Annotated in this window: 14 protein-coding genes; 6 read left to right on the top strand and 8 right to left on the bottom strand. The window is 51.7% G+C overall.

Features of this window, described 5'->3' with window-relative positions; translation table 11 throughout:
* Positions 1–548: 548 nt before the first annotated feature.
* Together AADEFJLK_RS18865 and AADEFJLK_RS18870 are read left to right on the top strand one after the other, a co-directional pair.
* Complete coding sequence (locus AADEFJLK_RS18865; RefSeq protein WP_103975352.1) at positions 549–1,256, top strand: hypothetical protein; 708 nt, start codon at positions 549–551, stop codon at positions 1,254–1,256.
* 88 nt (positions 1,257–1,344) lie between these two features.
* The gene (locus tag AADEFJLK_RS18870) at positions 1,345–2,178 is read left to right on the top strand and encodes a sterol desaturase family protein (protein ID WP_211299269.1); all 834 of its coding nucleotides are present in this window, start codon (positions 1,345–1,347) and stop codon (positions 2,176–2,178) included.
* Between the two features lie 147 nt (positions 2,179–2,325).
* Here the strand turns inward: AADEFJLK_RS18870 and lnt are convergent, their stop codons facing one another.
* Positions 2,326–3,885 carry an apolipoprotein N-acyltransferase gene (gene lnt / locus AADEFJLK_RS18875; RefSeq protein ID WP_103975354.1) on the bottom strand — a complete coding sequence of 520 codons (1,560 nt, stop codon included), beginning with the start codon at positions 3,883–3,885 and terminating at the stop codon, positions 2,326–2,328.
* 461 nt (positions 3,886–4,346) lie between these two features.
* Between lnt and AADEFJLK_RS18880 the strand changes: the two genes are divergently transcribed.
* The 3 genes from AADEFJLK_RS18880 (at position 4,347) to AADEFJLK_RS18890 (ending at position 8,115) form a co-directional block, all read left to right on the top strand.
* Positions 4,347–4,676: a hypothetical protein gene (locus tag AADEFJLK_RS18880; protein WP_249028082.1), complete on the top strand. Its 330-nt coding sequence runs from the start codon at positions 4,347–4,349 to the stop codon at positions 4,674–4,676.
* Between the two features lie 85 nt (positions 4,677–4,761).
* Positions 4,762–7,047, top strand: coding sequence for an EAL domain-containing protein (locus AADEFJLK_RS18885; RefSeq protein ID WP_103975356.1), 2,286 nt, complete (start codon positions 4,762–4,764; stop codon positions 7,045–7,047).
* 633 nt (positions 7,048–7,680) lie between these two features.
* Positions 7,681–8,115: a DUF2059 domain-containing protein gene (locus tag AADEFJLK_RS18890; RefSeq protein ID WP_103975357.1), complete on the top strand. Its 435-nt coding sequence runs from the start codon at positions 7,681–7,683 to the stop codon at positions 8,113–8,115.
* Positions 8,116–8,329: 214 nt separating this feature from the next.
* On the opposite strand, the gene AADEFJLK_RS18895 is transcribed toward AADEFJLK_RS18890, so the two are convergent.
* The 5 genes from AADEFJLK_RS18895 to AADEFJLK_RS18920 all read right to left on the bottom strand — a co-directional run bounded on the left by AADEFJLK_RS18895 (position 8,330) and on the right by AADEFJLK_RS18920 (position 16,702).
* Positions 8,330–9,754, bottom strand: coding sequence for a TolC family protein (locus tag AADEFJLK_RS18895; RefSeq protein ID WP_211299270.1), 1,425 nt, complete (start codon positions 9,752–9,754; stop codon positions 8,330–8,332).
* 287 nt (positions 9,755–10,041) lie between these two features.
* Positions 10,042–13,218 carry an efflux RND transporter permease subunit gene (locus tag AADEFJLK_RS18900; RefSeq protein ID WP_103975359.1) on the bottom strand — a complete coding sequence of 1,059 codons (3,177 nt, stop codon included), beginning with the start codon at positions 13,216–13,218 and terminating at the stop codon, positions 10,042–10,044.
* Between the two features lie 438 nt (positions 13,219–13,656).
* Positions 13,657–14,745 (bottom strand): efflux RND transporter periplasmic adaptor subunit, encoded by a 1,089-nt coding sequence (locus tag AADEFJLK_RS18905; protein WP_103975360.1) that lies wholly within the window; start codon positions 14,743–14,745, stop codon positions 13,657–13,659.
* Positions 14,746–15,251: 506 nt separating this feature from the next.
* The gene (locus tag AADEFJLK_RS18915; RefSeq protein WP_103975362.1) at positions 15,252–15,872 is read right to left on the bottom strand and encodes a hypothetical protein; all 621 of its coding nucleotides are present in this window, start codon (positions 15,870–15,872) and stop codon (positions 15,252–15,254) included.
* Positions 15,873–15,934: 62 nt separating this feature from the next.
* The gene (locus tag AADEFJLK_RS18920) at positions 15,935–16,702 is read right to left on the bottom strand and encodes a hypothetical protein (protein WP_103975363.1); all 768 of its coding nucleotides are present in this window, start codon (positions 16,700–16,702) and stop codon (positions 15,935–15,937) included.
* A gap of 373 nt (positions 16,703–17,075) precedes the next feature.
* Here AADEFJLK_RS18920 and AADEFJLK_RS18925 point away from each other — a divergent pair, with 373 nt between their 5' ends.
* The gene (locus AADEFJLK_RS18925) at positions 17,076–19,580 is read left to right on the top strand and encodes a COR domain-containing protein (protein WP_146054666.1); all 2,505 of its coding nucleotides are present in this window, start codon (positions 17,076–17,078) and stop codon (positions 19,578–19,580) included.
* A gap of 162 nt (positions 19,581–19,742) precedes the next feature.
* Here AADEFJLK_RS18925 and AADEFJLK_RS18930 read toward each other — a convergent pair whose 3' ends face one another.
* A complete protein-coding gene (locus AADEFJLK_RS18930) occupies positions 19,743–21,380 on the bottom strand; it encodes a family 2A encapsulin nanocompartment cargo protein cysteine desulfurase (RefSeq protein ID WP_103975365.1) in 1,638 nt (545 codons plus the stop codon).
* Positions 21,367–22,284, bottom strand: coding sequence for a family 2A encapsulin nanocompartment shell protein (locus AADEFJLK_RS18935; protein ID WP_088621096.1), 918 nt, complete (start codon positions 22,282–22,284; stop codon positions 21,367–21,369). The genes AADEFJLK_RS18930 and AADEFJLK_RS18935 overlap by 14 nt, the downstream gene beginning before the upstream one ends.
* Between the last annotated feature and the right edge of the window lie 36 nt (positions 22,285–22,320).

A 22,320-nucleotide genomic window follows, 5' to 3' on the forward strand; every position in this document is an offset into this window, starting at 1 on the left:
CGCGACGGCCATGCCAAAACTCCACAACGCCAAGCCCAATGCCTGTGGCTTGCTGAGGGACGGAAAATGCATGGCAATCGTGTCGATCCATTGGTATAGTTCTGGATGGCGGGGCATGGCGGCACCTCCGGTAAACGGATGTTGATGACACTCATCAATTTACTCTCAACGCTTTGCCCCGTCACTTTTTAAAAACCTACACTTGTAAGGGGAAAGCTGGGAGGGGGAGCCGTGCTGCCGTATTTTATTCATGCACGTTCCTTATCGGGTTTCAGACCCTATTATAAGCGGTTTTTAGGCAAATGAAGGGCTTATGATTGCCCGTTATCGGAGGCGGGGTGTGTAATGGTGTTTTTTGAGCCAGGCCATCAGGATAAACCACCGTGCCGGTAGCATCCCACGCTTGTCGGTATGTCCTGCAATGTATTGATTTAAAACTGATGTGCGGCGAATTAATTTTGTGATAAATGGCGCACTAACGTACAATTAGCCCATAAATACCTTGGCATCGCCAAGACTGCCCCCCCAAAATAAAATCCGGCTTTAACATGATGAAAATAAAACGTAATTTACTCCTTGCCCTAGCGCTCAGTTCCGGCGTGGCCCATGCCAATATGGTTAACAGTAACCTGTCTGGGTTCACGGCCATCGGCAGTGCCGAACTGTCGTCGGTTGACTATATCAATAATCAAGACAAGGGCGCGGCGTTTCAGGCGAACCGCATTCAGGCCGTTCCCGGCAGTGGCGGCAATACCAGTGTCGTCAACATGGCGGATGCTTGGAATATCCATGACGGTGTCCATAACAACGCTTATTCGGGGGTCAGCACCGTTGTTAATGGCCTGATTGCCGGACGGACGTACGCACTGAGTTTCTACGAATCGGCCGCCAACCGCACACCGGCTGGTTCAGGCAACCCAAGCTTCACGACAACAGGCGCGAACACCACCTTGTATTGGGCCGTTTCGCTAGGCGGTGGCTTGGTTGTTAACAGTACCCGTGTCACCATGGACACCAGCAAAGATTATGCGTTGCCTTGGACATTAGTGACGGTGAATGTCACGGCGGGGGCGGGCAACAATTTGTTGCAATTTCTTGCCAACTCAACACTGGGCGTTTCTCCTGAACCGCTGTTGTTACTGGGCAATGTCGTTCTGACGACGAGTAACCTGCCCGAACCCAATATCATCTGGTTGTTATTTTCTGGGGTCTTAGCGGCTTCAATCGGCCTAAAACGCCGCAATACCACGGTTTGATTGCAACACCCTTAAATCGGTAGCCGGTATCGCTGCCAGCGGATGCGCAGATTTTACAAATGAGTGCTTGATGTCCCCAGAAATAATAATGAACCAGTGGGCGCATCTGCTGGAAGGTATGGACCAAAAAGCCTTGTCGCTGGCGACATGGTTTTTGGTTGCCTTGTGTGCCATTGCCCCGTTAGAAAAAATCTTTTATATCAAACGGCAAGATTTGTTTAGGAAAGATTTTATCAGCGATGTGGCCTATTTTTTTCTCAGCGGCATCTTGCCGTCTTTTTTGTTGGTCATTACCACCAGCATTATTGTGCTGGGGTTCCGGTCAGCACTGCCCGCCGAATGGTTTGCTTATGGGCAAAGTTTGCCCGTCGGTGTCCGTATCGTGGCGATTATTGTCGTGGGCGATTTTGGCTTTTATTGGGCGCACCGTTGGGCGCATGAAATCCCTTGGGTTTGGCGTATCCATTCTATCCACCATAGCCCAACCGCCGTTGACTGGTTAGTCGCCACGCGTGTACATCCCTTAGAAGTGGTGTTTCTGCGCAGCATCAGTTTTATTCCGGTTTGCGGCTTAGGTTTGGTGGACTTTTCCGGCGCTAAGGCCGATCTGCCCTCATTGCTGTTATTGTCGTTTAATAATATTTGGGGCATTTTTATCCACGCGAACGTTAAGTTCCGCTTCGGCTGGCTGGAACAGCTTATTTCTACCCCCCACTTTCACCATTGGCATCATGCGAATGGCAGCGCGTTGGTGGTTAACAAAAATTATGCGGCGCTGTTGCCTGTTTATGACAGGCTGTTCGGTACGCTGCATCAGCCAAAAACACATTTTCCGGCGGCTTATGGCATATCAAGCTACTTGCCCGAAGGCTTGCTCAAACAATTGGTTTATCCTTTTACTTGGTTTTTGCTAAGAAAATAATCCTGATATCCGATAAAGGATAGCTGGGAAAGCATTCAGGCAAACGCTAAAGGGTATGGATCTTGGAGCGCGGGCATCTTGCCCGCTCTTGCGGGCAAGATGCCCGCGCTCCAAAAAAGAGGCCGCCGTATTTTAGCCCGGCCACCCCTAACCGCCCCTACGCCCAGGCCACCACAGCACCGCCGCCAACGCCGCCCACAGCAGTCCCGGCAACAACCAGAAATAAGTTTGGTAAAAAGTCGCTTGCGGCTGTTGGCGGTAGGGGATTTTATACAGCCCCGCCCACGGTTTATCTATCGGCGACAGTTCCAGCACTTCGCCGGAAGCCAGGCCGACGGTGGAAATCCCGCTATTGGTCACCCGCAGCACCGGGCGGCGAAACTCCACACCGCGCCCTAAGGTCATATACAAATGCTGGTAAGGCTCCTGCCAATCGCCGTACCATGAATCATTGGTGACATTGACGATAAACTGCGCCCCCAATTGTGCCAGCGACCGCGAGAAACGCGGGAACAGGCTCTCGTAACAAATCTGCGCCCCCATCTTAAACCCATGCAGCTTTAACAGCTCGGAAGGCCCCGCGCCCCGCGCAAAATGGCCGGTGGCGGGTAGCCATTCGCGGATGACCGGAAAATAATCCTCGCCGGGGATAAACTCGCCAAAGGCCAACAAAATCGTCTTACTGTAATGCGGCGGCTGTTCGTGGCCGTTTTCGTCAAATACAAACAGCGAATTGGTGAGGCGTTTGGTGCCGGTTTCGACACTGTAGGCGCCAGTCAGCAACGGCACTTGCTGCTGGCGGACAAACGCCGTCAAGGCTTGCGATTGCGGCGACTGCCGAAACCAATCGCCAAGCAAATACGGGAAAGCGGTTTCCGGCCACATCACCAAATCAATTTTGGTGTCCTTGTGCGCGGCAATCGCCTCGGCAGTCAGCGTTTGGTAACGCTGCCAGATCACCTCGCGCAAATTCTTGCCCAACTCCGCCGCCAGCTTGTCCTCGCTGTTGATACTGCCTTGCACCAGTAAGGCATTGACGGTCGCGTCCGGCGCAGGCAAGCGCGATTTTAGCCACAGCCCGCCGCAGTTGAGCAGGACAAAGCCTATCAAGACGGGCAGGGCGGGCAACCAGCCGCCCTCGTTGCGGCGGTTTTGCCACGCCAGCAGCAAGGGCAGGTTGGTCATGACCGTCAGCGCACTTAAGCCGCTAAAGCCGATACACTCCGCCCACTGGTATATGGGCAGACCTGCGCCGTACCAAGAATAACCAAAATTCCAATCGAACAGGGTATAAGAATTGGCCTCGCACAGCGTCGTCACCAAGGCTAAGGCCAGCAGTGAGCGCGCGCCCGTACGCCCCCACCAGCGTTGGCCGACAAACCACAGCAGCCCGGCCACCGGAACGTAGAGGTTGGCGACCAGCGCGTATACCATCAGCCCCAGCACCGCCCATGGCCAATCCAAATGCGCGAACTGGTGCAAAGTCAGGGCGACCCAGTTAAAACCGATCAGGGTAAACACAAACGCGCTCAATAAGCCGCCCAGTAATATGCCTAGCCACCCGGTTTGTTGCCGCCAAAACAACCATAACGGCACAAAGCCGAACAAAGCCGCCCACGGCGGGAAGGGGATATAGCTGGTGCCGATGAAAATACCGGCGTAAACCGGCAGTAGCCACGGGTGTCGGAAGCAGGCGGGTAGGGTCATTTATGGGGTTAGGGTAGTGGCAAAGAGGGCTTACTTTAGCATATTTCGGTTAAAAATAGGTGTCCTGGCCAGCGGTTTGGGGGGGCTGGCAGAAACGGCGGGTAAGGGTTTTTAAGTAACCACTTATTAATCATTTTACCTTTTTATCTCTGCAAGGCTCCCTTCGGCTTCGCTCAGGGAGCGCGGGCTTCGCTCAGGGAGCCGGGCTTCGCTCAGGGAGCACAAGCTTCGCTCAGGGGATAGTTTGCCCATGCCCCGTTCCCTGAGCGAAGCCGAAGGGAATGGGGGAGGGCTTTTCCCCCTAGCGTCCACCTGTAGGGTGGTTAACCTTTACCCTAGAAAAGTAGGGCGGCAAAATATAAATAGTCACTCTTAAGTTAATGAATTAAAATCACCTACCCGGTTCGTGGGCATTTATCTATTGCCAAGCCAATGATTATTTTCCTAAAGGGATTGTGCCCGTGAGAAACAGCAAGCATTTCATCCAAACCCGCATTAAAGAATTTATTCTGCCGCCTTTCCGTGACGGTTTGGTGCTGGGCAAAAATTCGCCCATCGGCAGCAAGGCGATGCGCCAAGCCTTAGAATTGTTAGTTGCCACACCCTTTGAGCATATCGAGATAGAGGATGACGTTATCCAATATATTCTGGTCAGAAAAACCCTGTTACGGCGGATTGACCAAGACAAATTGGTGGAGTTTGTCCTAAAGAGCATTAAGCCGTTTATGGGCGAAGAGGAGATCCTCTACCTTGAGCTGGACGTTGAAGTCCAATTTGAGACGGAGTTATAGCGTTATCGGGTTGAGCCCGTTCACTGTCCATGCCGCCGCCGGTCGGTCAAACCCTACGCTTGTTATCATCTAAATTCCATGAGTTATGAATGAACTGATTGCCGCCGATGCCTACGCTGATAATGTTGTCCATGTCGATGCCCATATCCGGCCCGCCCCCAACCGTACCGCCGGGACAGTGTACGCCGTTTTTTCCACGGCAATATTAGGTGATGCCGAAGGCGAGTTTCAGGGTTTGGTCACCGATATGGACATTTCGTTTACCCCGCAACGCATCTTTGCCGATTTGGTCAACCCCCATCCCTTAGAGCCGGTCAATGCCAATACGCCTTTAACCGAAGTGGAGACCTTATTTAACAGCTTTGTGGAAGCTTTGGCGGTTGTTGATGACAACGGCCATTTTGTCGGGGCGGTGACGCGCAACAGTGTGCTGAAAGCCTTGCTGAACCGCGAACGGGAGTTGCTGATAAAAACCCGGGAGCTTAACCTCCAAATTGCCGAAGATCATGAAAAGCTGACCCTATGGTCTGCCCGCCTGGCCGAGCTGCATCTGGCCTCCCGTACGTTGTTAAGCGTGTTGGCGCATACTCAAATCGAAAACGACATTTTGCAATCGGGCATTGAGGCCTTGTGCCACCTTTTGCAGGCACGCTACGGGGCGGTCAGCCTCATTAACGACGCGGATGAACTGACGCATTTTTTGCATACTGGCCTGAGCGAAGCGCAAATCAACGGCATAAGGCAACTGCCGCAAGGGCGGGGGCTGTTGGGCGCAGTAATCAATGAAAACACCGCCATCCGCTTGGAGAATTTGGCGGCTGACCCGCGTAGTGTCGGCTTTCCGCCCGGACACCCGCCGATGACTTCATTATTAGCCGTACCTGTCGCCAATTTAGGCCGGGTCTATGGGCGGATTTACCTGTGCGACAAACTCGACGGTACGCCGTTCCTGCCCGAAGACGAGCTGTTAGCGATGAGCTTTGCCACCTCGCTGTCGTTGATTTTGGATAATGCCCGCGAGATCCAAGAAATTAAGCGCGGGCAACAGCATTTATATCAATTGGCGCATTTTGACCGCCTGACCGGCTTGCCCAACCGCGAACTGGCCCATGACCGGATTCGCCAAGCCTTGGCCAACAGCCACCGCCACCAGACCAAGTTAGCGGTGATTTTTGCCGATCTGGATAATTTTAAGCATGTTAACGATTCGCTAGGCCATGCGGTCGGCGATGAATTGTTAAAAGCGGTGGCCGCGCGGCTTAAGCAGTGTATCCGCGAAAGCGACACCGTCGCCCGCTTAGGCGGCGATGAGTTTTTGATTTTATTGCCCGGCATTACCGATGTGCAGCACATTATTGCCGTCGCACAAAAAATTAAGGACACCTTGCAGCCTCTTTTTAAAATCGCCGGGCAGGAAATTTTTATCAGCATCAGTATCGGCATCAGCATTTATCCCGATGACTCCATAGAAATTGGCGAATTGTTGCGCGATGCCGATACCGCGATGTACCATGCGAAAAATAGTGGCCGCAACAACTTCCAATTTTTTACCGAGCAAATGAACGCCATTGTCCAGCGGCAGATGCGTTTGATCTCGGTGTTAAGCGGGGCTTTGGAGCGCGGCCAGTTTTTGCTGAAATACCAGCCCCAAATCGCCTTGCGGACGGGTAAAATGATAGGGGTAGAGGCGTTACTGCGCTGGCAAAGTCCCGAATTGGGCGACATTTCACCCAACGAATTTATTCCCGTAGCGGAATCGGCAGGGCTGATCATCGCCATCAGCGATTGGGTGCTGATGGAGGCCTGTCTTCAGGGCAAGCAGTGGCTAGACCAAGGCTTAACAGGCCTGCGGGTGGCCGTTAACCTGTCGGCGGTACAATTCCAGCAACCCCACTTAGCCGAAAAAGTCCGGCAAGCCCTCGCCGCCACCGGATTTCCGGCCGAGTTGCTGGAGCTGGAGATTACCGAAAGCATTATGATGTCCGACAAAAATGCCATTATTACCCTGCTCGACGAACTGAAAGCTCTAGGTACACAGATTTCCATCGATGATTTTGGCACCGGCTACTCTTCGCTAAGCTATCTCAAACGCTTACCGATTGACCGGGTTAAAATCGACCAGTCTTTTGTCCGCGATGTCGTCATCGACCCCAACGATGCCGCGATAGTCACCGCGATTATCGCCATGACCCATGGCCTGAATTTAGAAGTGATTGCCGAAGGCGTGGAAACCCAAGCGCAATTGGAATTTTTGCTCAGCAAAGGCTGTTACTATGCCCAAGGCTACCATTTCAGCAAACCCGTCGGGGAGCAAACCATACCCGCACTTTGGCATAGCGGTTTTGCTGTTAGTCGGGGTGAAGATTGTTAAGGTTGGCGTTTCCAAGCTTCCATACTTTTATTCTGATTGTACCAAATTATGGGGCAGTTAATACCCAATCACTCGATCATCAAGTTTTTAATATTTGGATAAATAGTTCGGCTATCGGATATTAGAAAAGAATACAAGCTAATTTAAAACAACATGTTGCAATGGAATCCGGTTCCCTCCCCTGATGGGGAGGGCTAGGGTGGGGAGAATCTAAACAAGGTTTTTTTCATTAAATGGACTAAAGACAGTCTGATTAAAATCTCTGAGCCATTAGAGTAAGCTATTGATTTTATTCTCCCCACCCCAGCCCTCCCCATCAGGGGAGGGAGCCGTCTTACCCTACAGGCTTGTGTTTTTAACAAATGCTTCACCCTATTCAGGTCGGGCTTTATGAAAAACTTAAACATCGAGAATCAATGGGTTACGCGTGAATAGCGCGGACAATCTGGAGATATTTGCTTTGCTGGATAAGGTTTAAGCGGTTATTATAGGACATTTGTCCTATTTTTGCTTGTGTGCCATATTTATTTTTAAACAAAATCAATTAATTACAGGTTTTTGAACACGCCCCATAATCCGGTACAATCAGATGATTTGTATGATTTCCCCCCACTTAATCTTGGAGCTTTAAACATGAAAAAAATGGCTATTGTTGTGGTCATCGCCACCCTGCTGTCCGCCCACGCGTGGGCTGGGCCGGTCAGCGAGAGTTTGGCTATGGAATACCTGAAAATATCGAAAGTGGAAGATATTATCAACGCCACCATCACCCAGTATGACAGCCAACTGTCCGCACAGATCACACCCGGAGACAAGGCGAAACTCCATGATCTTCTGGTAAGGGTTATGGGTTGGGAGGCCATCAAAGACCAATTGGTTGCCGAGGTGCGGAATGTCTTTACCCAAGAAGAAATTGACGCGTCGATAGCGTTTATGAAAACTCCGGCGGGGGCATCGGCAACGGCAAAAGGTGCAGAATTTTCCAAACGGATGGCCTCCATCGTCTCCAGCAATCTACAAAAAAGCATGGTGAACACCGCGCCCCAAGGTGCCGCCAAGCAACCGTAAACGCGGTAAGGCGCGTGTAATAGCGATAGCCGTGCACCGCAGTTGGCTTTTTGACATCCGGTATGGTTACCAGCAACACCTTAGGAATGCGCATAAAATAACCTCGGCATAATGGTGAGGTGGCTTCCTCTTTGGGGCGCGGGCATATTACCCGCGCTCCAAGACCCGTACCCTTATGGGCGGATGTGCGTCCCTTCGGGCAAGGGCTACAAAACTACTGCCAACCTCCCCCCAGCGATTTATAAAGGTCTACCATAGCGACAATCTGCTTCTGCTTAGTCTCAATCAACTCCTTCTTCGCCTCCAAGGCATCGCGTTGGGTTAACAACACATCCAGATAATCCGCCCGCGCCGACTTAAACAACTGCGTCGACACATCAATGGATTGCACCAGCAAATCCACTTGCCCGCGCTTAAGCTGATAGTTTTTATCCAAATTGGCGATATTCGCCAACTGGTTAGCCACCTCGTTGTAAGCTTTGATAATCGTTTGCTCGTACTCATAAGCCGCCTGAACCTGCTTGGCATTGGCGTTTTTATAGGTTGCGATAATGGCGTTTTTATTGACCAAAGGCGCGACCATCTCCCCGGCAATAACCGCCGCCAAAGACTCCGGCGTATTAATCAGGTATTTCAGGTCAAACGCATCAAAGCCCAACCCGGCCTTCATGGCAAACGACGGGTAAAAATTCGCCCTCGCCACCTGAATATTCAAATCCGCCGCCGCCAGCTCCAACTCCGCTTGGCGAATATCAGGGCGGTTTTGCAGCAATTGCGAGGGAATGCCCACCTGAAGCATTTTCGGCTGCATGTCCATAAAACCCGCTGCCGCGCGTGGGATGGCTTGGGGCGTGCGCCCTAACAGAAAATTAATCCGGTTTTCGGCCACCGTAATCTGCTGCTTAACCTCATAAATCCGGCTTTGGTTCTTCGCCACCTCCGCCTCGTAACGTTTGACGGCCAGCGTGGTGGAGCGGGCATAAAACTGCAATTGCTTGACCACTTCCAAACCGTTTTTCTGGATAGCAATATTTTGCTCCAAATTCTTCAGCTGATTATCCAAGGCCAGCAGCTCATAATACGAATGCGCTACTTCCGCGACCAGATTAGTCACCAAAAAGTTTTTACCTTCGCTGGTCGCCATATACTCCAGCGCCGCCACCTTGGTCGCATTGCGCAGTTTTTTCCAAACGTCCAACTCCCAGGTGGAAAACAGCCCAAACTGATAATTGCCCAAGAAGGTAGGAAAGGCTTGGCCATTGCTGATGTCCAGATTGTCTTCCACCGCCCCGTTGCGGGTATATTTACCGACTTTTTCCCCGTCCGCCCCCGCGCCAAACTTCACAAACGGCAAATACTCCCCTTTCCGCGCTTGGATCTCATTTTGCGCCATGCTAATGCGTTGCAGCATCATGTTCACCTCCTTATTATTGGCGACCGCCGTACCGATCAGGCTGACCAGATGCGGGTCGTCAAAAAAGGTCTGCCACTTCACCGTCGCCGAACTGGTCTTTTTGACCAGTTCCGGCTGAAAGCTGCCGGGCAGTTGCACATCGGGCTTTTTGCTGGTGATGTCGGGGATGCTGCATGCTTGCAACAGCGCCCCAACGGCCAGTGCTATAACACGAAACTTAATCATCGGGCTTCTCACAAAATAACCTCTAAATAATGGGAAATATTAGCCAAGAGCTAAGGCTCATCAAGGTGGACGGCTCCCTCCCCTGATGGGGAGGGTTGGGGTGGGGAGAATAAAATCAATAGCTTATACATATAGCTCAGAGATTTTGATCAACGTGTTTTAAGTCTGTTTAATGAAAAAAGTCTTATTTATATTCTCCCCACCCCATCCCTCCCCATCAGGGGAGGGAGGCGAACTCCGTTGTTAAATTAACCTTGAGTCCTTCTGATATCTGGTAGCTGAGCTATTTACTCTTTGACATCGTGCGTACCAAATTGATAAGTTTCTGTTAACGGATTCAGGTCTTCGTCCTTAATTAAGGTCTTGCCTTCGGTCATTTTCGCGAAGATGTAATACAGCCCCGGAATCAGCAGCACCCCGAACACCGTACCAAACAACATACCGCCCAAAGAAGACGTGCCTATCGTCCGGTTACCGACCGCACCCGCCCCGGTCGCCATCGCCAACGGCACCAAGCCCGCGATAAAGGCAAAAGAAGTCATTAAGATAGGCCGGAACCGCGCCCTCGCCCCGGCAATCGCCGCCTCCCGCACCGACAGGCCTTGGGTTTGCTTCTGCACCGCAAACTCGACAATCAACACCGCGTTTTTGCCGAGCAAACCGATCAACATCACCAAACCCAATTGCGCATACACGTCATTGGCAAGGCCCAAGGTTTTCAGTAAGAAGAACGCGCCGAAAATACCCGGCGGCAGCGAGAACAACACCGCCAACGGCAAGACAAAGCTTTCGTACTGCGCCGCCAACACTAAGTACACAAACACAATCACCACCAAGAAAATCACCAACGCCTCATTGCCCCGCGCCGCTTCGTCAAAAGACAAACCTTCCCAAGCAATGTCAAAACCGCGCGGCAAGGTCGCCGCCGCCACTTCTTGCACCGCCTTAATCGCCGCGCCGCTGGTATAACCGGGCGCAGGTACGGCACGGATAGTCGCGGAATTGTATAAGTTGTAGCGGGTAATCTCGTTAGGGCCGAGCTTTTTCTTCATGGTCATAAAAGCCGAATACGGCACCATTTCGCCGTTTTCGTTTTTCACATAATAATTCAGCACATCGGTAGGGAAACGGCGGAACTCCGGCAGGGCTTGGGTATAGACCTTGAAAAAGTTATTGAAGCGGATAAAACCCTGCTCATAGGTACTGCCGATCATAATGTCCAGATTATTCATCGCCTTATCAATGGACACACCTTTTTGCATGGCTAACTGATTGTCGATAACCAACTCATATTGCGGGTAATTGGCGGCATAAAAGGTAAACAAGCCCGTCAACTCTTTACGTTTGCGCAATTCCGCCATAAAGTTTTGGTTGATTTTGTCAAACGCCTGATAATTGGTATCAATCGTCTTATCCAATAAGCGCAACGCCAAACCGGAGGCTGCCCCGTAACCGGGTACGGCAGGGGGTTCAAAAAACTCAATAATCGCCCCGAAATCATGGGTTTTTTCTTCCAACTCGTGGATAACCTCTTGGACAGAATGCTTACGCTGCGCCCAATCTTTCAGGTTGATAATACAAGTGCCCGCATTAGAGCCGCGCCCTTCGGTCAACACCTCATAACCCGCCAGCGAAGACACCGATTGCACCCCGTCAATCTTACTGGCGATGCCTTCCAGCTCACGCGCCACCTTATTCGTCACCTCAATAGTGGAGCCGGGCGGGGTTTGGATAATCGCATAAATCATGCCCTGGTCTTCGCCGGGGATAAAGCCGGACGGCAAGGTGAGGTTGACCGAATAAATGCCGAAAGAAAAGCCCGCCAACACCAAAACCGTGACAATCCGCCGGGTAATCACCACATTCAGCACCTGAATATAGCGCCCGGTGGCTTTTTCAAACACATAGTTAAAGGCATCAATAAACAGGCTGACCGGGGTCTTGCGCTTCGGTTGGCCGTGGGTGTTTTTCAAAATCATCGCACACAACACGGGGGCCAGCGACAACGCCACCACCGCCGAAATGATGATTGACGAAGCCATCGCTATCGAGAACTGCCGATAAAACACCCCGACCGGCCCCGACATAAAGGCAATCGGCACGAACACCGAAGTCATCACCAAGGTGATGGCAACAATCGCGCCGCCGATTTCCCCCAACACCTGTTGCGCCGCGACATACGGCGACACATTCTCCGCCTCCATCTTGGCATGGACGGCCTCCACCACCACAATCGCGTCATCGACCACAATCCCGATAGCCAGCACCAAGGCAAACAAGGTAATCAAGTTAATGGACAGCCCAAACGCCTGCATCACCGCAAACGAGCCGACCAGCGACACCGGCACGGCCAAAATCGGGATCAAGGTCGAACGCCAATCCCCCAAGAACACAAACACCACCAAAGACACCAGCACAAAGGCTTCCGCCAAGGTGTGCAAGACTTTTTCGATAGACGCGTCAACAAAGCGCGACACATCATAGTTAATCTCGTAATCCATGCCTTCCGGGAAGGTCTTTTTCAGCTCCTCCAACTTTTCCTTAACGTTCTCAATCACCTTACTGGCATTACTGCCATAGTTTTGCTTCAGTACGATAGACGCGGACGGATAACCGTCCTTATCGGAATAAATGTTGTAAAACTCGCTGTTAAGGTCAACCTTGGCAATGTCTTTCAGATGCAGGATCTCACCTTTTGAATTGGCGCGGATAATAATGTTTTCGTACTCTTCCGGCTTGTTATAACGGCCTTGATAAGTCAGCACATACTCTTTCGACTGCGCTGCCATCCCGGTACTTTGGCCTATCCGGCCAGGACGGCCAATAATGCTTTGGTTAGCAATCGCATCCATCACCTCTTCGGTCGAGACGCTATACGCCCGCATCCGGTCAGGATTCAGCCAAACCCGCATCGCATATTGGCGGCTACCCAAAATTTTGGCTTGGGCAATACCAAAAATACGCTGAATTTCCGGGATAACCGTGACGTTGGCATAGTTGAACAGAAATTTCTCGTCGGCGTTTTTGTCCTTACTGAACAGGTTGACGTACATCAACATACTCGGCTGTACCCGCTCGACGATAATCCCCTCCAACTGCACCAACTTCGGCAAGCGGCTCATCACCGTATCGAGCCGCGTCTTGACGTTAACCATCGCAATATTCGGGTCGACACTCAAATCGAACAGCACCTGAATCGTCGATTCCCCCGCGCTGGTCGCATCCGAGATCAAATATTTCATACCCGGCACACCGTTAATGGCGCGTTCGATAGTAATCAACGACGACTGCACCAACACATCCGCACTCGCGCCAGGAAACGATAAAGAAATCGTCACACGGGGCGGGGCAATATCGGGAAACTGGGCAATAGGCAAGGATTTAATCGCCAACAGCCCCATAAACAAAAACAGCACCGATAACACAATCGCCATTACCGGTCTTTTGATAAAAATATTAAACATAATAAGCCTATGATTAAAAAGGTGGCTTTAAAGTAGGTGTGCAGCTATTTTTTACCCGATCATCAAATTTTTCATAAATCCCGCTCTGAATAGGGCGGGCTTTATGTTAAAAACACAAGCCTATAGGGCAAGACCGCTCCCTCCCCTGATGGGGAGGGTTGGGGTGGGGAGAATAAAATCAATGGCTTATGCATATAGCACAGAGATTTCAAGCAGACTGCTTTCAGTCCGTTTAATGAAAAAACATTATTTAGATTCTCCCCACCCCACCCCAGCCCTCCCCATCAGGGGAGGGAGCCGGATTCCATTGCAACTTGTTGTTTTAAATTAATTTGTTAAAACTTTCAATACCCAGTAGCTGAACTATTTATCCGAATGTTAAAAACTTGATGATCGAGATTTAGCTGAAGAATAAACGCTTAATCATCAAGTAAAAGGTTACTCCGTATACAATTCCAACTCCGAACGTACCTTTGCAGGCGGCTTCAAATCAATCTTCACTTCTTCGCCCGCATGTACCTTACGCAAACCCTCAAGCAAAATCTTGTCGTCATCTTTCAAGCCGTCTTTAATAATAAACAAATGCGGCAAATCGACTTCAATCGTGACCAGCCGTTGCTCCAGCTTGCCTTCGCTGTTAATCACATACACATAGGTCTTATCCATCACCTGAAAGGTCGCTTTTTGCGGAATCAGCAAGGCATTTTTATAAGGCTTAACCATCAAAATAGTCCCCGTCTCCCCATGGCGCAGGGTGCGGTCAGGATTAGGAAAGGTCGCGCGGAACTCGATATTCCCCGCCGTATTATCAAAATCCGCCTCAATCGTCTCAATCACCCCGGGTTGGTTAAATACCGCGCCGTTCGCCATCCGCAACTGCACTTGCTTGGTACGTTCATCCCCCGAATTATGGGTTTTATATTCCAAATACTCCGCCTCCGGCACGTTGAAATACACCCATAACTTGCTGATGTCCGATAAGGTGGTCAACAAAGACCCCTCATCCAGCAAACTGCCGTTTCTGGCTGCTAAATGGTCCATAATGCCGTCAAACGGCGCGTTAATATTGGTAAAACCCAAGTGGGTTTCCGCCATCGTCACCTCGGCATTGGCCTTATCCAACTTCGCTTTCGCCAACGCCAATTCATTGGCCGAAACGATATTTTTATCCGCCAAGCCCTTGGTGTTCAGGTATTCGATATTCATGTTATTGGCTTCGGCTTTTGCCTTTAACAGCTCCGCCTGGTAGATATTGGGCATAATTTTGAACATCGCCTGCCCCTTATGTACCCATTGCCCTTCATCGACAAAAATATCCTGCAAATACCCCCTCTCCAACGCCCGAATCTCGATATGCCGAATCGCATGGATCTGGCACACATATTCTTTCGTCACAAAGGTATCCTCACGGAACGGTGTAGTGGCCTCCAGTACCGGGGCGGCCTCCGGCTTTTCGGGTTCTTCTGGATGGCAAGCGCTTAACAACGTCGCAACCAAGGCCAGAATGACAGATGCTTTAGTAATCATATTTAGGGTGGCTTAAGTGAATAAGACAAAAAGGACGCAACCGACAGGACCCAGCCTATCGGTTAACGGTGGCTAAAGAGGCCTATCCAATAATCATGCCATTTTGTCGCGCCCATGCAGGCGGGTAGGATTTGCCGCGTATTTCGGCGCGGTAAATTTGGGGGGATTAACTTTTAAAAAAGGCTATTGCTTTTTAAAGCTTTATAAAATCAATTGCTTGCTATTAAACCGTAAAATAATTACGTTTTTTGGTGCGGCGGGCGCAGAAAGCGCAATCACTTAGTTTTTATAAGGCAGTTACCCGAAAATTCCTCCGGGTTTGAAAATAACAAAAACCTTACTTTCTTCCGCCTCGGCTGAAATGCCCAATAGGGCGGTTTAGGATTTGGTTTAAATGAACCAGCTTGCCAGGTGGTGGTGGCGGCAATATCCGGCAGGCTATTGCCAAAACGCTTTGCCATGGGAATGGGGCGGCGGTCAGTGAAAGGGTAAGCCGTTATGCCCGGCTATTTAACGGGTGAGTCGGCCAATAAATCGGGGGTTTGCTGAAGAAAATCCAATACATCGTCGGTGATGTCAGTCACGGGTTGGCTGCTATACAGCACATCTGGCGGATAATCATGCAAAATCAACGCATAATCGTGTTGGGCACTATAGTCTTTGAGGACGCTGGCGGTAAGCCGCGCCGTTGCACTCGCGAGTTCTTCCAAGTAATGGAGATCGCTGGGTGTCGCTAGCTGCGCCCTTAAATAAAGCTGCTTGTGCAGTGCCGTCAGAATCGCCGGCTCTTCTTGTAAGATTTTGATGCACTGCATAACCGGATTATATTCATCCGCCAGCTCCGCACATTTTTGCCGCCCCGGTCGCTCCAAATCCGCCACCTCTTGTTGTGCGGCCCGCAGTTGCGCCAACTTTTCGTTATAACGTTGTTGCGCTACGCCGTCCTTGGCTTGCAATAGCCGTTCAATCGCCAGAGACAGCTTATTCGTATCCACCTTTACCCATTTTAGCGGCGTTTCCGGCGGGTGGGCAATTGGCGCGGCAGGCGGCGGCACAGACTTGGAACGGCTAAAATCGCAGGCGCAGAGCAGTAACAGCATAAGGCCAAGGCTGGTTTTTTTCAGCATGGATAAAGGGTTCCTAAAAGGCGGGCAAGATGCCCGCGCTCCAACGCTTGGAAACCGCACGGTTATTGACCTTCGGCCACATCTGGCGCGTCGCTGGCGGGCGGCGGCGTTGCTAAAGGCTGTTGGCTGATAAAGTCCAGCAAATCAGCGGTAATGTCCAACACCACTTTACTCTGGTTATGCACGATAGACTGGTCGCGGTCGTTGATAATCAACTGATAGCCGTGGTGTTGCCCATAAGTGCCGACTAGCTTAGTGAGCGTGCTCTCGGTAAGCTCGCGCAACTGCCGCTCGTTTTGGCTTTTCTCACGTTCCAAATTCCCAAATGTCTCCAAGCGGGTTTGTAAATCTATGAGCAACGGGTCTTCTTTGATTTTTTTGACACATTCCAGATAGGCCGGGTTATTGTGGGTTTTTTGCCACTCAAGCAGGTCGGCACCGGAATAGATTCTGGAAGAGCCAAACTCCTGGTAGGGGATGTCGGCGGGTTTAGACGGTAAGTTTTTACCGCCTTTATTGCCTTGGGCATCTGGGCATTTATCCCGCATCGCCCGGCCTATCTCACTGATTTGGTCAACAATCAGCTTACGTTCTTTGGTTTGCTCTTGATAGCGGCTGTTTGCCGCCTCAATCTCAGGGTCTGCCTTGCTTAAAGCCAGGCTGACCGCCTCGGTCAACTTGCGCTTATCCACCACCGCCCACTTGATGGCCGACGCGGGGATAAAGGCTTGAGCCGCTGGGGCTGGGATAGGCGGTGGCGGAGCTTGTAATGCGTCGCAAGCACTGAGTAGGGCTAACAGGCATAAACTGGCGGGGAGTCGTTTAGTCATGGGGGCTGGCACTGGGTGGGTTGGGGTGTAATAAAGTATAAGCCAGTAGTGTTAACAGGGGAAAGTTTTGTTGTGGGGTGGGTGGTAATAATAGCGGGTTTGGGATAAGCTTAGGGGCAAATGGGTTTATTGGGGTGTGGGATTGATGGATATAGAGGAATTTAGAAAAGAAGTAAAGGCGCAGTTAAAGGATAAGAGTACAGAACACCAGGTTGCATTTGCAGTACGTTCGGCGATGCGGGTATTGCCGTTGTTGGCGTTGCAAAAGAAACCAAGTTTTGTCTTTAAAAAAAAGCGGGAGGCGTTTTGGTTTTGGCAGAAAGAGAACAAGCAGGTTAATTTAGCTTCCCTCTTAAAGGCGTATGCTTCATGTATGTGTTATATTTCAGTGTTCAATACCTTCGCCGCCGCCGAAATCTTCAACATCATAGCCAACGTAACTAACGCCGCCGATGCCGCCAATGCCGCCAATGCCTACATCGCCTTCTATGCCTCCATCGCCGCCGCCGAAGCCGCCACCGCCATCGCCGCCGCCGATGCAGTCTATGCCAATACCTACGCCACCGCCGCCACCGAAGCCGCCATCTGCGCTATCTACTCCTACAATACTATATTAAAAGAAGTCCAAGCAGATTTGATTTTAATTGACCAATTGACAGCCGAGGCGTTTTTACACGCTTCCTTGTGGTCAAGCCCGCTGCCAAAAGAATGGCAACAATGGCTAAACGACTTTAAAACAGATGCCTTAAGCTTGGATGCAGGATTTGAGGTTTGGCTGGATTGGTACGAAGAGCGGCTACAAGGCAAACCCATTGATGTTGATTTACTAGAGCAATGGGTTAACATCCCAAAAGAGATAGACAGCCAAGGCGTAACCGCGCTTAACGCCTACCTGAAAAATCTGGTAGTAAAAAACGCCACCCAACCCCTTAACCGCGTCCGCGCCATTTTTATCGGCTACGGCGAAGCAGGGAAAACCTCACTCATCCGCGCCCTGCATAACGAACCTGTGACGGAAGGTAAAGAGCCGATGACCGCAGGTATCGACATCCGCGACTGGCCTGTACCCGATACCGACATTAAAGCGCATTTTTGGGATTTTGGTGGACAAGTCATGGCTCATGCCACCCACCAGTTTTTCTTACGTTCTTCTTGCCTGTATGTGCTGGTGCTGAACGCGCGTAGCGAGATTAACGGCACCGAACAGGCGGAATATTGGCTGCAACATGTGAAAAGCTTTGGCGGTAATGCCCCGGTGATGATAGTCGGCAACAAAACCGATCTAGCCAGCGTTAATCTCGATATGGCTTATTTGCAGGGCAAATATCCGAGCATTGTCGGCTTTTATCCGTTATCTTGCACCCAAGCGCAAACGGCTTATAAGAACAAGTTCGCCAGTTTTCAAGAAGACTTTTGTGAGCAACTGCGCAAAGTCGGCACCCACCAAATGTTGTTCACTCAAGAACAGTTCGCGGTCTTGCAAGACCTACGCCCTTATCAGGAACAATCGGCGTTTTTAAAACAAGACGAATTTACCGCCCTGTGCCAACGCCACGGTATAGGTGAAGACGGTGTACAAAACCGGGCATGGCTGCTGGATATTTTGGACAAGTTGGGGGTGGTAATCCACTTTCCGCAATTAGATTATCTGGATGACTATATTCTGAACCCGCGTTGGCTAACACATGGGGTCTATACCTTAATGTATCATCGCCAAGCACGGTTAACCGATGCGGAAGTGGTGAAGATTTTACGCGATAAGCCGATTTATGACGAACAAGGCAATAACCTGGACTATTCAGGCCACAAATGCCGTTTTATTATGGATGCCATGCACGAATTTAAACTGGCCTATCCTTATCTGCTCAGTCGCGATATCCAGATAATCCCTGAGCTATTGCCTAGCGACCAGCCCAGCAACATCCCTTTTACCCAAACAGGCGGCTTAGCATTTGAGTTTGTCTTTCGGGGCTTTTTACCGCGCCACGTCATGCCGGAGCTTATCGTCAGCCGCCACGAGGAAATTGTCGGCGAGAATGTCTGGCAATGCGGGGTGTTGCTGGCCAATAAAACCTATAAAGCACAAGCCCTAGCAAAAGTCGATTACCACGACCGGGTGCTGTCAATCACCGTACAGGGTGCAGATGCCAAGGATTACCTTAGCCTATTAAACGCCGAAGTGGTGCGGATATTGGCGCGTTTAGACTTGGACTATCAGCAAATGATAGCCCTACCCTTAGCGGCTTGCCGAAGCGATAGGCTGGGCTTGCCGGAAGAAAAAGCCCCTTATAAACAGCTATGGGCTTCGGCCAATAAGGGCGAGCGGTCTTATACCTCGCCATTGGGTTTAGACTATGATTTAGGGCAAGTCCTCGGCTGGATTTTACCCAAAGCGCAATACCAAGCCATCTCACATCATTACCATAACTCTACCGTTCACCAAGCAGAGGACATCCACATGAGCGATACCCGACAAATCCAAACCACAACCTATATAGAAGGCGATATTAAAGACCAAGCCCAAGTCGCCGCTGGTAACATCAGCAACAAAAACCAAACCATCAACAACAGCACGATACACGGCCACGCCATAAACGCCGACACCATCACCAACAGCTTCAACACCACCACAGCCGATACCCAAACCGCCACCCTATTGGCGCAATTATTAAAAGAAATTGAGGACTTAAACGCTAAAATCCCCGCCGAGCAAGCCCAAGCCCTGACCCGCCCCACCGAGATTTTACGCGAGGCCAGCACCAGCTTGGATAAAGACGACCTGAGTTACGGCCTGAAAAAGATCAAAGACACGGTGATAACCCTAGGCGAAATCGCCAAGCCCGTGTTGAATATTGCGGTGCAGTTGCTGGCGTTGTAGTGCCGTAGGTCGGGCACGCTGTTTTGCCCGACAAAAGCCCATCGGCCACCCCCGCCCCCACCCAACCATAGAGGCCTTAAGGTGGATATTTTGCAACAAACGATAATGGAAAATGTCGGGCAAAACCGCCTGCCCGACGGACGCGAAAAACGCCAGTTTCCCTTACCGCCCACCCGCCTTAAGCCGCCGTAACGCACTCGCCAACAAGTCAATTTCCTCATAAGTATTATAAAACGCCAAAGAAGGCCGAACCGTGCTTTCCAACCCAAAGCGGCGCAATATCGGTTGGGCGCAGTGGTGGCCTGAGCGTACCGCGATACCTTCTTTATTCAACGCGGTGCCGACTTCCACGGTACTAAAGCCCGCCAACACAAACGACAACACGCTGGCCTTATCCGCCGCCGTGCCGACCAAGCGCAAACCGTGGATGTCTTGCAAGACATGGGTGGCGTAGGTCAGCAGCTCATGCTCGTACTGCCCAATCGCCTCCAGCCCCAAGGCCTGCACATAATCCAACGCAGCGGCCAAGCCGACGGCATCGGCGATATTGCCCGTACCCGCTTCAAACCGCGCCGGGGCTTGATGGTAGCGGGTCTGCTCAAAGGTCACATCTTCAATCATATTGCCGCCGCCTTGCCAAGGTTGGGTGGCGTTAAGCAGTTCGCGCTTGCCGTATAGCACCCCTATCCCGGTCGGTCCGAAGATTTTATGGCCGGAAAACACCAGCCAATCACAATCCAAGGCCTGGACATCAACCCGCAAATGCGCCACCGATTGCGCGGCATCGACTAACACCCGCGCCCCGTGGCGACGCGCCAACGCGATCATTTCCCGCGCGGGCGTGACCGTACCCAAGGCGTTGGACACTTGTGTAAAGGCGACCAAACGGGTGCGCGGGTTGAGCAACTTTTCGTAGGCTTCCAGAATAATTTGCCCTTGGTCGTCGACCGGGGCGACGCGCAGCCGCGCCCCGGTGATTTGGCAAAGCTGTTGCCACGGCACGATATTGGCGTGATGCTCCAGCCAAGTGATGACAATCTCGTCATCTTTGCCCAGATGCTGCCGCCCCCATGATTGCGCCACCAAATTAATCGCCTCGGTCGCACCGCGCACGAAGACAATCTCCTCGCTGGCGGCGGCGTTGATGAAGCGGGCGACAGTATTACGCGCCCCCTCGTAAGCATCGGTGGCGCGCGCCGCCAGCTCATGCGCGGCGCGGTGGATATTGGAGTTTTCGTGTTGGTAAAAATAGCTGATCCGGTCAATCACGCTTTGCGGCTTTTGGGTGGTCGCGGCATTGTCCAACCACACCAAAGGCCGACCATTGACGCGCTCCTGCAAAATCGGAAAGTCGCGCCGTACCGCCCGCACATCAAACGCAGAAGGGCTAGGTGCCGCCGCCGCTGGCTGCAAAGCCTTGGCAAAGGCCGGAATTTCTTCCAAGAAATAAAAGCCCGGCGGCTCGGTAGCGGCGGGGGTCAGCTTAACCTGAGGCTGCGGAAAGCTGGCGAACAATTCCTGCACTTGCACCTGCACATTACTGGCGGTGAGCGCGTCGGCGGCGATGCGCCCGGCTTGGCCGGACAAATCGGCTAGCCGTGCCGCACAAGCGAACGCTCGCGGGTGGGCTTCCGCCTGCGGCGCTAACGCGGGCGGCACAAAACCCAACGCGCCGTTATCTGCCGCACCCGGCAAAGCGGCGAACAGTTGGTTAGCCACCTGTTCGATTTGCGCGACCGACAGCCCGGTCTCGCCCTGGCTGAACGCGGCAATAGTCGCATCGGGATTATTGGTAGTCATGGTATTTGCCCACGTCGACGTTCTCCAGCACCGCGAGCGCGTCGTCAGTCAGTACCGCTAAGGTGCAGTACAGGGAAATCAGATAAGAGGCGATGGCTTTATGGTTAATGCCCATAAAGCGCACCGACAAGCCCATGCTTTGCTCACCCGTCAGATTCGGCTGGTACAAACCGACCACGCCCTGACGGCTTTCGCCCGTGCGCAACAGCAGGATATTGGTCTTGCCGTTAGTGATTCTGACCTTATCCGAAGGGATTAGCGGCACACCGCGCCAAGTGATGAACGGTGAGCCGAACAGGGTGACGGTTGGCGGCGGTACGCCCCGGCGGGTACATTCGCGGCCAAACGCGGCAATCGCCAGCGGATGCGCCAAGAAAAAGGCCGGTTGTTTCCAGACCTTAGTCAATAATTCGTCCAGATCATCCGGGGTCGGCGCACCCGTGCGGGTCTGTACTTTACTGGCGGGGGCGACATTGTGCAGCAAGCCGTATTCGCTGTTGTTAATCAACTCGCTTTCTTGGCGCTCTTTAATGGTCTCAATGGTCAAGCGCAACTGCTCTTGGATTTGGTTATGCGGGCTGCTGTACAAATCCGAGACGCGGGTGTGGATATCAACAACGCTGTTGACCGCGCCCAAACGGTACTCACGACCCCATTCTTCATAATCGACATAGGTTTGCGGCAACACCCGTTCGTCAAGATTGGAGCAGTCCACGGCAATGCCTTGCTCGTTTTTGACTTTATTGACGCGGTAAATACCCGCCTCAACCGGCACCCATTGCAATAGATGCACCAGCCAGCGCGGCGTGATGGTGGACATCATCGGCACGGTTTTGGTGGCGTTGGCTAAGGTACGCGCGGCGACATCGCTTAACGCGGTATGGGCTTCATGTATATCGGACATTAGGTTTCCTTGGTGGTGGTTGGAGTTTTATGCTTG

Source organism: Methylovulum psychrotolerans, assembly GCF_002923755.1.
In the GTDB taxonomy this organism is placed as follows: domain Bacteria; phylum Pseudomonadota; class Gammaproteobacteria; order Methylococcales; family Methylomonadaceae; genus Methylovulum; species Methylovulum psychrotolerans.